Origin of the sequence: Nonomuraea aurantiaca (genome assembly GCF_020215705.1) — a bacterium.
GTDB lineage: Bacteria > Actinomycetota > Actinomycetes > Streptosporangiales > Streptosporangiaceae > Nonomuraea > Nonomuraea aurantiaca.
On the sequence record NZ_JAIWNB010000007.1, the window covers coordinates 76,508 to 88,904 of the forward strand.

Sequence of the window (12,397 nt, forward strand, 5' to 3'; positions counted from 1 at the left end):
AGCTCGCCGTCAGTGGACCGGACGGCCCGTGATGGACAGCGGGGAGTCCTGCGGGGACAGTGCCGTCACGGGCGGTTCCGTCGGGAACTGCGTGGCGCAGTGCGTTCCGGCCGGGGGCATGGTGCCGTTGATCAGGTACTTCTCGATGTAGTCGCGCGCACAGGTGCTGTTGCGGAACTGGCCGTGGCCGACGCCGTCGTACTCCAGTACGACCGAGCGCGGGATCTGCCGTGCGGCGGCGTAGTTCCAGGCCGCCGGGGTGGCCACGTCGTCCTTCGCCTTGATGACCAGGATCGGCGGGGTGCCGCTGATCCTGAGGCGGTGCTGCGGGTTGGACGTCTTGCCCTGCCAGTTGAGGCAGGTCATGACATCGGTCCAGAACGGGGAGAGCTCCGTGTGCGGGGCGACGGCCTTGAGACGGCGCTTGTAGGCGTCGAGCTCGGCGAAGCCGCTGACGTTCCACCTCCAGTCGGAGCACCAGATGGCCGGGTAGGCGTAGTTGACGCCCTCGGCGGCCGGCGTCGAAGCCTCGGCCGAGGCCCTGGCCGTCGTCTTCGCCTCCGCCGATTCCGACGCCACCGGCTTGTCCGCGGCCTGCTGGGCCGCCTGGCCGGCCGCCAGCGACTTCAGCCGCTCAGCCAGCGGGAAGAAGCCCGTCCACGGCCGGTACATCGGCTCGAACACCTCGATCCGGAGCTCCTCGTCCGATATCTCGGCGCCGGTCTCCGGGTCCTTCAGGGAGCCGGTCCTGGCCTTGGCCAGCAGGCCGTCCAGGACCGCCGTGGCGTCCTGGCCGTGCAGCGCGCAGGCCGCCGTCTCGCCGCACCACTTCGCGAACGTCAGGTAGGAGCCTTCGAGGTCCTCGGTGGTGGTCTTCATGTACTGGTAGGCCGAGGTGATGCTGTGGTCCATGTTGGAGTCGATGGCCATCGCGCGCAGGTTCTTCGGGAACATCTCGGCGTACTGCTGGCCGACCTGCGTGCCGTACGAGATCGCGAAGAAGCTGATCCGGAGCTCGCCGAGCGCCGCGCGGATCGAGTCCACGTCGCGCACCGCGTTGGTGGTGCCGACGTGGTCGAACAGCGGGCCCGTGCGCTCGCGGCAGTCCTTCGACAGCTTGGCGTTGAAGGCCAGCCAGTTCTGATACTCCGCCTCGTTGGCCGGGTAGGTGAGCGGGGTCTCGTTGACCACGTCCTCCCCGCACAGGATGGGCGTGCTGCGGCCGACGCCGCGCGGGTCCACGCTGACGATGTCGAAGTACTGGCGCAGCGGGCTGTCGTCGGGGATGCCGCGGCCCATGATGTACGAGTTGAGGCCGGACGCGCCGGGACCACCCGGGTGTACGAACAACACGCCCTGCCGCTTGGCCGGGTCGAGCGCCTTCAACCGGCCGATGGCCAGGTCGATCGTCGCGCCATGGGGTTTGGCGTAGTCCATCGGCACCTTGATGGTCGCGCACTCGCCCTTGTACGTGGTGCCACATTCCGCCCAATCGATAGCGGTCGATGTGGCCGACCGGGCTGATGCCACTCCGGCGAGCTGGGTCACCAGCGCGGCACCAGCCAGTGCCGCCGTGAACAGTCTTAACCTCACTATCGCTCCTCCGTGATGTGTCAAGCGGGCACCTCGGCGCCTTTACCTGGCATGCCAGGTAAATACGTCGATGTGCCCCCGTTGATCATCCTGGCGAACGACAGTGCGATTTGCGGGGCTTTACGGAGTTTGTTGATGAAATATGAGCGCTAGACGTAATAGCCCTCGACCGGCACGCGCGCCTCGTCGTACAGCGCCGGTCCGTCGAGTCGCGCCCCGGTGTTCCCGGCGGGTGGCTTGAGCCCGCCGAGCTGCTCGGTGGACAGCGCGAACACCACCCGCCCGAGCCCCGACCGTTCGATGGCGCCCGTGCACATGCCGCAGGGCTGGCAGCTGGTGTACATGATGGTGGTCGCCGCGGCCTCGGGGCTGAGCTCACGGGCCGCCCAGCGGGCCAGCTTCAGCTCGGGGTGCGCGGTGATGTCGGCGTCGCTGATGGAGGTGTTGACGTCCTCGGCGAGCACACTGCCGTCCGGTCCCACCAGGAGCGAGCCGAAGGGCGGGTTGCCCGCCGCCCGCGCCTTGGCCGCCAGCCCGATGGCCCGGCGCAGGAACTGCTCGTCGTCGTGTGTCATGGTCGCTCCGTTCATGAGTGGTTCGCGTGGAGATCCCAGGAGGCGGCTACGGCCGCGAGGGCGTGCCAGGCCGCCTCGGGATGACACGTCTCCTGCGGGTCGCCGCCGAAGGGGTCGAGGACGACGGTGTCCGCGCCGAGGAGGCGTAGCTGTTCGAGGTCGTCCACGATCTGCTCGATCGTGCCCTCACCGGCGCGCCGGTCGGGATCGGTGATCGGGGACGTGGTGAGCCTGAGGATGATGCGGGGCGCATGGGCGGGCACGGGGCGGCCCTGCTCGTCGGCAAGGGATTTGAGGCGGACCAATGCCTCGCGCAGCCAGGGCAGGGTGTTGCGCAGCGGGTGCCAGGTCTCGCCGAGGCGCACCGCGCGGCGCAGACCGGCGTCGCTGTTGCCGCCGATCCAGATCGGCACCGGCCCGCCGCGGTAGTCCGCGCCGTCCGTCCAGGCGGCGCGCAGGGCGTCGAGGTAGTCGTCGGTCAGCGCCCCGCGCCGGTGGAACGGCACGCCGAGCGCCTCGAACTCCTGCCGCGCCCACCCCACGCCCACGCCGAGGACCAGCCGGCCTCCGCTGAGGTCGTTGAGGTTGGCGGCCATCCGGGCGACGAGCAGCGGATGCCGGTACGGCATGATCAGCACCGTGGTCCCGAGCCTGATGCGCTCGGTGATGCCCGCCAGCCAGGCCAGCGTGGTGAAGGGCTCGTAGAACGGGGCTGGATACTGCTGGGCCACATCGGGTGTCACCGCCACGTGGTCCGAGAGCATCAGCAGGTCGAACCCGAGGCCCTCCACCGTCCGCGCCCAGCCGCGCAGGACGTCGGGGTTGGTGCCTGGTCCGAAGTTCGGGACGTTCACGCCTATTCGCACCCGTGCAGGCTAGCCAATCGGTATCGCGGCAGGAAGAGGGTTTCTCCCGGCGTATGCGGCGATTGGCCAGGGAATTGCCGGTATTTTGGGCCTGGTCTACAGCCGGACGCCGCCCTATCGGGGGCCTCAGGCGCGCGCCGACTTCTGATGCGCGCCCCGGTGGCCCGGCCGGCTCCAGTACGTCACGGCGCGCAGCAGCCATTCCACCGGGCCGTACCGGTGCTCGCGCAGCCACCAATGGCTGAGGAAGACCTGCCCGACGAAGACGACCACCGCGATCACCACCTCCACCGGTGGGCTGACCCGGTCCACGAGCGCCAGGCCGTACCCCGTGAAGATCAGCGAGCAGATGAGCGATTGCCCCAGATAGTTGGACAGCGCCATCCGGCCCGGCGCCGCCAGCGCCCGCCCGATGCGCGGCAGGTGCGGCAGCAGCCGCAGGAACGTCGCCGCGTAGGCGGCGGCGAGCAGGGGAGCCGTGACCAGGTCCACGGCCTCGCCGAGGAACTTGTTCACGCTGCCGTGCCAGGCCGACAGCGTGTAGACGAACGCGCCGCCCAGCCCCACGGTGAACCCGACCCACTGCAGCCGGCGGAGCGTGGCCGTGTGCGCGGACACGTCGCGCAGCACGCCCAGCTTGCCGACCGCCAGCCCGATCAGGCAGGCGGCCAGGACGGCCGGACCCTGGAAGAGCACGCGCAGCACGACGATCAGGGAGAGCTTGCGCAGGTGCTCGCCGATGATCTGGAAGCCCGAGCCGCGCAGCGCCGAGTCGGAGTGCACCGCCTCCGCCACCCCGTGCGAGACCGTCCCGGCCGTGTCCAGACCCACCATCGCGAGGAGGGCCAGCAGCACGAAGCCCAGGGCCAGCATGGAGGTCAAGGCGATCGCGAGCATGACCGCGGTCCTGGGCGAGATCTTGCGGAGCAGCAGCAGGGCCAGGCCGACCGCGGCGTAGGTGGTGAGGATGTCACCCGGGAACAGCAGCACCGCGTGGGCCAGCCCGAGCAGGAACAGCCCGGCCAGGCGGCGCAGGAACATCGGCACGAACGCCTTGCCCCGCCGTACGGCCGAGTCGACCTGCAGCGTGAAGCTGTAGCCGAACAGGAAGGAGAACAATAAGTAGAACTTGTTCTCCATGAGCAGGGTCACGGTCCACCGCACCGCCCAGTCGAGCGGTGAGATGAACGCGGGCTCCGCCATTCCGGCCATCCGGTAGCCGGAGGCCAGGAAGGCGATGTTCACGACGAGGATGCCGAGCAGCGAGAAGCCGCGCAGGGCATCGACCGAAGTGATGCGTGTAGCCATGGATCGCCCAGGGGAAACGGCGGGATGTGTCCTCATCAGCGAACATCATTCCGCAAAACCTAAGGGTTTCCTGTGAATCTAGGTATTTGATGCGATATAGATAAATCGCTCGATGATCACGCCCACGGCCACGGCGAATGCCGGGATGGCCACCCACAGCAACCGCCTGCGCGCCTTGACCGCCCGGTTCGGCCCGTTGAGCCGGATCACCTCGTAGCCGAACAAAGTCACCCAGGTCAGGGCCAGTGCCCCGAGACCGACCGGGGTCCAGGGCGAGGTGGGGTCGCCGCGCCCCTTGAAGGCCTGGGGCTCCGGGATCTCGGTGCCCTTGACGAACTTCTTCCAGGTGTACAGGGCGGCGTCCTTGTTGGCGTAGACCCGCTTCACATCCGGCGAGGCGTCCAGCGCGGCCCTGAACCTGGGACCCCAGTCTTCCGGGAAGCCCTCATTGAGCTGCAGGTAGGCGATCTGACCGGTGCTGACAGCGAGATAGGTGTTGCGCGGGCTGGCCTTGAGCGTCGCGACCGCCTTGGCGATGTTCGTCGGATCCTGGTAGACGAGCGCCTGGCCGTTGAAGTTGACCAGCTCGATGTCCTTCTCGCCCCACGGCAGCGTCGGCGTGACCTCGGGGCCCTCCTTGGCCGTCAGGTAGAGGACCTTGGCGCTCGGCTTGTCGTGCGCGTAGATGTAGTGCATCGCGGCGACCTCGCCGGTCGTCACCCGCTCGAACTTCTCGTTGCCGTAGCGGGCGACCAGGAACGCCCCCGCGAACAGCACCGCGAAGCAGGCCGCGAGCACGACCGACAGCTTCCTGGTCAGCTCGGGGTTGAAGCGGACGTTCCGCTTGCGGATGGGTACGGTCTCCTCGCGCACGTCCGCGCTGTCGGCGGGCAGGTTCGGGAAGAACGCGTACGCGGCCAGCAGGCAGGCGCCGGGTAGCGCGAACATGTAGATGCGCAGCCCGATCTCGCCGCCGTAGCTCTGCAGCCCCAGCGCCAGCACCGGCACGCAGAGCAGGATCAGCGCCGCCCGGTCGAACACCCCGCGCCGCAGCCGCCTGAGCAGGCCGACCGCCGCCAGGGCGAGGATCACGACCAGGATGCCCAGCCGCGCCTGCAGCACCAGCGCGTGCGCCGGGTCGCTGCCCGCGATGCGGTCGCCGGTGTTGCGCTGCAGGTTCGTCAGAATCCGGCCCAGGCCGCCGAAGATCGCGTCGATCTGGCCCGCCCAGAATCCCACGGTCTCGTAGCTGATCCAGGCCAGCACGGCCAGGCCGAGGAAGAACGGCAGCGCCCAGGTCAGCTTGGTCCGCTTGAAGATGAGGAAGGCCGTCAGCACGCCGAGCATCATGAACGGCGTGATCTGGTGCGAGGCCGTCGCCGCGAAGAACAGCGCGAGCAGCATCAGCAGCATCAGCAGCCGGTCGGCCCGGAACGTGCCGGTGTTGGCGATCTCGCCCGGCGTCATCGCGTCGAGGCGGCCGAGCAGCTTGCGCAGCCCCTTCGGCGCGATCGGCTTGCTCCGCGGCTCCACCCGCCCGAACCAGCGCAACAGGATCGCGACAAAGGCCAGATAGAGCGCGAAGGTAAAGCCCTGCGGCGAGAAGTAGTCCTGCCCGATCCACTGCACCAGCACGAACAGCAGCGCCGCGTACCAGCGCGCCCGCGTGGTGGCCACCACCTGGCGCAGGATCAGCACGAACGGCAGCAGGTAGAGCAGGTTCGTCAGCAGCGGCGTCCACTGGAGGATCGTGGTCATGTCGCTGATGCCGGCGGCCTTCGTCACGAAGGCGAACAGCGCGAAGTAGCCCGGCCAGCCCATGCGGGCGTCGATGCTGATCGCGGTCTCGCCGGTGCGGCCGATGAAGTCGACGAAGCCCGCGTGAATGTACGCCGTGGGGAACCTGGGCTCGCTCGCCACCAGCGAACCGGCCCCGTGCAGGGCGAAGGTGATGACGGCGATCTGGAACAGCAGGAGGAACTTACGGTCCGTGCTCTGGGCGACGGTGACGAAGAACGACACCAGCATGATCAGGATCGCGGCGAACGCGCTGGCCGGGAGGGCCGCGATCAGGCCGAGGCCGTTGATGTCGGCCGGGTTCACGCCGCGCAGCGGGCCAGGGGCGACGCGCAGGGCGAGGACGTACATGATCAGGCCCTCGACCGTGAGCAGCGCGGGCAGCCACATGGGCGCGCTGCGCCCCAACCGCCGCAGCCGCTCGCCCAGGCCCGTCGCCTTGGCGGGGGCGGGTTTGGTAGCGGCGGGTTCGGCTGCGGGTGCCTTGGCCGGGGTCTTGGCGGGCGTTGAAGCGGGAGTCTCGGCGGGGGTCGCGGTGGGAGTCTCGGTGGGGGTGGTGGCGGGGGGCTCGGCGGGCGCTTTCGCGGGGGCCGGGGGAGCGTCCACGGTCAGACTCGCGGCCGGGGCGGCCGCCACCTTAGTCGGCACGGTCCCCGCCGCGTCGTCATCCTCGGCGGACGTCGCATCGTCCGCGCCCGGACCCTTGGCGCCCTCCGGCTCCTTCGCGGCCTTGGACTCCTTCGCGGCCTTGGGCTTCTGCGAGCCCTTGGGCTCCTTCGGGTCCTCGGTGTCCTCGGGGGCTTTCGGCGGCGTGCCGATGTGGAGGGTGGCGGGCAGGCGGATGGCGGGCAGGGTGCCCGTCTCCGCCTCGTCGTCACCGTCGGCGACGTCCGTGGCGGAGTCCGGCGCAGGGGCGGCCGGGCCCTCCACGACCGGCAGCCGGGGGATGACGCCCGTGGCGTCCGGATCGAAGGGCACGCCCGTTTCCCCCTCTGCCTCGGTGCCGTCCGTGGAGTCGCCCACGTGCTCGGAGGAGCCCGTGACCCCCGTTGTCATGCCATCGCCGTCGCGTTGCCTCACGTTGACCATCATGCGGCCCCGGACGACCCCTGAGTGACGGGGGTCCGCCGAGTATCGCCAAGAATGAGTATTTTGCGGAGAGATTTGAAGATCAAAAGGGCCATCAAAGTCTCGCTGAGCAACAAGCCGTACCCAACGGCATTGACTCCGGCGAACGGGAACAGCGCCAGGATCGCCACGAGAACGAGCACCGCGAGCCCGATCTGCACGATGGCCAGCTGCCGCGCGTCACTCCGCGCCCGCAGCACGCTCAGATAGACCTCGATCAGCACCCGGGGCAGCACGGCCAGCGCCATGAGCCGCAGCAGCGTCGTACCCTCCGCCGCGAAGCCTTCCCCGAAGACGCTCAGGATGAGCGGCGCGCCCGCGATCACCACGACGATGATCGGTACGATGATCATGAAGGCCCGCTGCAGCGCCCGGCGGCAGTTCGCGGCCAGTTGCGACCGGTCGAAGGAGCCCTCGACGGTCAGCGACACGGCCATGTTCATGGCCAGCAGCTCGATCATGCTGGCCAGCGTGTGCGCCATCGAGAAGCGCCCGAACGTGGCCTCGCCCACCCGGGTCGCGACGACGGTGGGCACGAGGTAGACGATGGCGAGGATCGACAGCGTGCCGGGGAAGTCGCCGGCCAGGAACCTGCCGATCTCGCGCAGCCGCGGCGGCTGCTGGACGGTCTCGGTCCGCTTCATGTGCCGGGGCACGACGACGCCGAAGATCAGCCAGTTGACCGGGATCAGTGCGAGCGCCGTCGGCACCATCCAGGAGGTGAAGATGCCGCCGTCGGGCAGCGCGCCGGCCATCGCGACCAGCAACCCCATCTTGGCCAGGCCGAAGACCAGGTTGTTGAGCGGCACCCAGGTGGCCTTGCGCAGTCCGGTCAGCACCACGTCCTGCAACGTGAACACCGACCAGACCAGCACCGAGCCGAGGAAGAACAGGCCGGGCCCGAACGCGCCGAGCACCGAGTAGGTCTTCCCCCACAGCGGCAGGGTCAGCAGGAAGCCGAGTGCCGCCACGCCGCCGGTCGCCGCCGCCAGGCCGTACCCCCGCAGGATGAGCTCGGGGATGCGGCGGCCCGCCAGCGGGAGGAAGCGGGACAGCGCGCCCACCAGGCCCAGCGCGGTCAGCGACGCGAACAGCCGCATCGCGGTGATCATCGCCTGGCCCCGGCCGAACTCCTCGGGCGTGTAGAAGTGGGCGGCCAGCAGCCAGTAGCCCATGCCGAGCGTCGCGGTGATGGCCGTGTTGGCCATCAGCGCGTAGCCGTTACGGAACAGCGGGCTACGGAAATCGTGCAGCACCCTGCCCCAGAGGCTAGACATTTCCACGCACCCGCTGCAGGCCGTACTTCGTGCGTCTGACGATCGCGTAGCCCTTGGTGAGGACCCGCTCCTTCAGGTAGATCAGCGGCACGCCGGTGCCCTCGACGGCCCGCTTGAACATGCTGATGGACGTGTGCCGCGCCACGGTCAGCCGGGGGATGGCCAGCATGTCGTGACGGTCGGCGGCGATCGAGTTGTTGACCGCGCAGGCGGCGAAGTAGCCGGCCTTGCGCACCTCGCGGCGCACGCGGGCGCTGGAGTAGCCGTAGGGGTAGGCCATGGTGGCGACCGGCGCGCCGATCTTCTCCTCCAGCAGGCCCTTGTTCTTGCGTAGTTCCTGGCGCAGCTCGTCGATGTGGAGCTGGTCGAGCTGCGGGTGGCTGTGGCTGTGGCCGCCGATCTCCATGCCGGCCTGGGCGGTCTCGCGGGCCTGGCCCCAGGTGAGCATGTCGTCGAGCGGCCGGCCCGCGGCGTCGTCGCCCGCGTCCGCCACCCAGCCACTGGTCAGGAAGACCGTGGCCGGGAACTTGTAGCGGTCGAGCAGCGGCAGCGCCCGGCTGTGGAAGTCGGCGTAGCCGTCGTCGAAGGTCAGGACGATGGGTTTGTCCGGCATGCACCTGCCGTTGTTCTTGTTCAGTGAGGCCACCAGATCGCCCAGCGTGAGCGCGGTGAACCCGCTCTCCGACAGGTAGGCGAGCTGCTCGTCGAGGTCCGACGGCCGTACCGAGTGAGGGAGCGTCTCCTCGTTCGGGGCGTCGGCGACGGAGTGGTACATCAATATCGGTACGCGGATCATCAGCGCACCGCCTTCAGCCGTGCGCGGCCGATCAGGTAACCCCAGGTGGTCCAGGCCAGGCCGACCACGATCGCGGCGGCCCGGCCGAGCCCGCCGACGTCGCCCCGGAACGCCTCGCCGACGCCCCGCAGCGCGCCGAGCGGCAGCGTCTTCAGCGCGTGCGCCCGCTCGCTGGCCAGCCCGTCCTGGGTGCCCACCTCCTGCGTCACCAGGGCCTTGGACAGTCCCTCCGCGTAGCACCTGGATCTGAAGTAGGCGAAACGCTCGCGCTGCCGCGACACCTTGTGCCCGATCAGCGCGCGCGGCTCGAACAGCATGACCGAGCCGGGCTTGCGCTGGCTCAGCCTGATGCAGAACTCGGTCTCCTCGCAGCCCAGCGGCCGGCTCTTGCGGCCCTGCACGCTGCGCCCGATGCCGCTGTGGAAGCCGCCCACCTCGGAGACGACCTCGCGCAGGAAGGCGGCGTTGCCGCCCATCACGTTGCGGATCGGCGCCCTGACCGCGGGCATGCCGCGGTAGGAGCAGCCGACCGTCCAGTCGAACTCGTAGGGGAACCAGCGCGGCCTGCGCTGGGACGCCCACAGTGGCTCGGTGCGACCGCCCACGCCGACGACACCCGGTTCCTGGAAGCCCTCCTCCAAAGCCTCCAGCCAGCCGGGGTCGGCGACCGCGTCGTCGTCGAGGTACGCGACGATGTCACCGGTGGCCGTGGCCACGCCGGTGTTCTTGCCGCCGGACAGCCCCTTCTCATGCGTGTTCTCCACCACAATGGCCTGTGGGTAGGCACGCTTGAGTTTCAGGTGCAGGTCCGGGTTGTAGTCGACGACCAGGATCAGCTCGTACGGTCGTCGCCGCTGATTCTCGACCGACTCGACGGCTTGCCTGATGTCCTCCCACCGCTCGTCGGTGTACACGCAGATGACAACAGACGTTTTCACAACGGACCTTCTTACGCGACACCCCGGTCCGCGGCCGGAGCAGTGGCGGGCTTGGGCAGCGGAGGTGCGGGCTGGCGGCGCCACTCTCGCAGGATGGTCTTCAGCACACGCATGCCGTCACGCACGACGCGCAGGTTGCTCTCGCCGTGGATCCGGTTGCGCTCGTGGCTCGGCACCTCGTGCACCTTCAATCCGGCCTTGGCGGCGCGGACGTTCAGCAGCGTCTCCACCTCGAAACCGTCGCAATCGAGGTCGAGCACCTCGAGGTGGCGGCTCCAGAAGGCGTTGTAGCCGTAGCACAAGTCGGTGTACTGCGTGCCGTACATCAGATTGACTATGCCGGTGAGGACCTTGTTGCCCAACCGGCGGCCGAAGGTCAGGTCGTCGCTGCCGCCACCGGCGGCGTAGCGGGAGCCCTTGACGAAGTCGGCGCCGGTCACCAGCGCACCGACGAACGTGATGATCTCGTGGCCGTCGGTGGAGCCGTCGGCGTCGATCATCACGATGATGTCGCCGCTGGCCGCGGCGAAGCCGGCGGCCAAGGCGTCACCCTTGCCCTTGCCGGTCTGGGTGACCACCTTCAGGTTGGGCCGCAGGCGTCTGGCCACCGCCACAGTGTCGTCGACGGAGTTGCCGTCGACCAGGATGATCTCATCGATCCACTGGGGCAACGTGGCGAAGACATGGGGCAGGTTGTCCGCCTCGTTCATGGCCGGGACCACGACGCTCACCGTCGGAGAGATGGCCAGGTGAGGGGTGACCGGTGTGAAACGCTCAATAGGGGGCATCGATCGCAGCGGCGCGATCTGCACTTTGCCGTTGTGCTTGGCGGTGTCGGGACTCATGGTGAGGGAATTCCTTCCGAGACCTACCACGCGGGCCGGACGCAGCCACTCCCGGGTGCAGGAGGAATGGCGGTGCTGCGAACGGTGCATGAAGGGTCCACTGGGAGCGAGGGTTGCGCGGGGCTTGCTAGGGCTGTACGGGTGGGAGCGCTAGCGCGCTCCCGTTGGTTCCTTGACGACTGCGTTGGATGACTCCTGGTGCAAAGAGCTGCGCACCCGACCGAAACCCTTCAGGACTCTGTCGGCTGCCCTATAGAGAGACGGCCGGTCCATGACAATTGTTCGGGCTTTGTTGAAAGGAGTTCTGCCCATCCAGTGCACCGCCGCCGACGCGGAAGGTCTGGAGACCCGGCCCTCGGCGACGTACAGCACCCCGCTCTTGAGCCAGTCCTTGTATTCCTTGCCGCCCTTGCCCATGTCCACCATGTGCAACCCGGCCGCCGCGGCGGCCTCTGCCATTTGCAGATGGTGCACGATGCCCGGTGAGTACCGGGCGAACTCGGTGTCGTAAGCGGGGAACCACCCGACGAGTGTGGTGGCCGTGCGCAGTCCGAAATGGCCGGCGACTGGCACGTCTCCCGCGTACAGCATGGTCAGGACGCCCGAGAAGTCGGCCGACTTCTCGGCGAACATCAGGTCGATCAGCTCGACGATCCAGGGCTGGGCGAACCGGTCGACCCGGCCCGTCCTTCTGTACTGGTCGGACTTCCACGCGAGCAGGGTGCGCAGCACCTCCGGATCGGCCGAAGCCCATTCGAAGCGCAGCCCACCGTGCTCCCTGCCGAACTTGCGCTCCTTGTAGCGCACGGTCTTCAGGTTCTTGGGGGAGTTGGTCTTCACCTGCTGGAGCCAGGCGTCGAAGCCCTGGGTGAAGTCCATGACCGGCGCCGGGCGCACGTCGCTCTCGTAAGGCGCGAACGTGGGCTGTCCCGCGACCAGGTGGTCGAAGTCGAAGACGCTGAGCTTGCAGGCCCTCAGCAGCGCGCGGGCCTCTAACTTCAGGTCCGGGACCGAGATCAGGCCGTGGCACGTGGTGAGGAAGCCGCCGAGCGGCTTGCCGATGCCGAAACTGTGGCGCTCGTACGGGAAGAAGCCGGCGATGCCGGTCTCGTCCTGGATGACCGCGACCCGGACCCGATCCCGCAGGCGGTCCATGGCCAAGGCGAATTCGACGGAGAGGAATGGATTGTCCAGGCTCGGGTCCGCCTTCTGGAGCGCGCGCCACCTGGCCCGCTCGGACTCTCCGAGGTCTCCGGGGCGAACCACTGTGATGT

10 protein-coding genes are annotated in these 12,397 nt (G+C 68.7%); all 10 read right to left on the reverse strand.

The features are described from left to right. Positions 1–9: 9 nt before the first annotated feature. A complete protein-coding gene (locus tag LDL49_RS18540; protein ID WP_225292337.1) occupies positions 10–1,593 on the reverse strand; it encodes an alpha/beta hydrolase in 1,584 nt (527 codons plus the stop codon). A 149-nt stretch (positions 1,594–1,742) separates the two neighbouring features. Then, positions 1,743–2,168: a nucleoside deaminase gene (locus LDL49_RS18545; RefSeq protein WP_225292338.1), complete on the reverse strand. Its 426-nt coding sequence runs from the start codon at positions 2,166–2,168 to the stop codon at positions 1,743–1,745. A gap of 11 nt (positions 2,169–2,179) precedes the next feature. Next, the gene (locus LDL49_RS18550) at positions 2,180–3,034 is read right to left on the reverse strand and encodes an LLM class flavin-dependent oxidoreductase (protein WP_225292339.1); all 855 of its coding nucleotides are present in this window, start codon (positions 3,032–3,034) and stop codon (positions 2,180–2,182) included. Between the two features lie 126 nt (positions 3,035–3,160). Beyond that, entirely contained in the window at positions 3,161–4,342 is a 1,182-nt protein-coding gene (locus LDL49_RS18555) for a DUF418 domain-containing protein (RefSeq protein WP_225292340.1), read from the reverse strand. 78 nt (positions 4,343–4,420) lie between these two features. Further along, positions 4,421–7,219, reverse strand: a complete 2,799-nt coding sequence (locus LDL49_RS18560) for an ICP22 family protein (protein WP_225292341.1) — start codon at positions 7,217–7,219, stop codon at positions 4,421–4,423. Between the two features lie 8 nt (positions 7,220–7,227). Then, positions 7,228–8,544, reverse strand: a complete 1,317-nt coding sequence (locus LDL49_RS18565) for a lipopolysaccharide biosynthesis protein (RefSeq protein ID WP_225292342.1) — start codon at positions 8,542–8,544, stop codon at positions 7,228–7,230. Beyond that, entirely contained in the window at positions 8,537–9,340 is an 804-nt protein-coding gene (locus tag LDL49_RS18570) for a polysaccharide deacetylase family protein (RefSeq protein WP_225292343.1), read from the reverse strand. The genes LDL49_RS18565 and LDL49_RS18570 overlap by 8 nt, the downstream gene beginning before the upstream one ends. Beyond that, positions 9,340–10,278: a glycosyltransferase family 2 protein gene (locus LDL49_RS18575; protein ID WP_225292344.1), complete on the reverse strand. Its 939-nt coding sequence runs from the start codon at positions 10,276–10,278 to the stop codon at positions 9,340–9,342. The genes LDL49_RS18570 and LDL49_RS18575 overlap by 1 nt, the downstream gene beginning before the upstream one ends. An 11-nt stretch (positions 10,279–10,289) precedes the next feature. Beyond that, positions 10,290–11,123, reverse strand: a complete 834-nt coding sequence (locus LDL49_RS18580) for a glycosyltransferase family 2 protein (RefSeq protein WP_225292345.1) — start codon at positions 11,121–11,123, stop codon at positions 10,290–10,292. 150 nt (positions 11,124–11,273) lie between these two features. Beyond that, positions 11,274–12,389, reverse strand: a complete 1,116-nt coding sequence (locus LDL49_RS18585; RefSeq protein WP_308016146.1) for a GNAT family N-acetyltransferase — start codon at positions 12,387–12,389, stop codon at positions 11,274–11,276. Between the last annotated feature and the right edge of the window lie 8 nt (positions 12,390–12,397).

What these genes read in the sequence shown, in the direction of transcription:
- LDL49_RS18545 (WP_225292338.1), bottom strand. Translation starts at nt 2,168, where the DNA reads ATGACACACGACGACGAGCAGTTCCTGCGCCGGGCCATCGGGCTGGCG.
- LDL49_RS18555 (WP_225292340.1), bottom strand. Translation starts at nt 4,342, where the DNA reads ATGGCTACACGCATCACTTCGGTCGATGCCCTGCGCGGCTTCTCGCTG.
- LDL49_RS18565 (WP_225292342.1), bottom strand. Translation starts at nt 8,544, where the DNA reads ATGTCTAGCCTCTGGGGCAGGGTGCTGCACGATTTCCGTAGCCCGCTG.
- LDL49_RS18570 (WP_225292343.1), bottom strand. Translation starts at nt 9,340, where the DNA reads ATGATCCGCGTACCGATATTGATGTACCACTCCGTCGCCGACGCCCCG.
- LDL49_RS18580 (WP_225292345.1), bottom strand. Translation starts at nt 11,123, where the DNA reads ATGAGTCCCGACACCGCCAAGCACAACGGCAAAGTGCAGATCGCGCCG.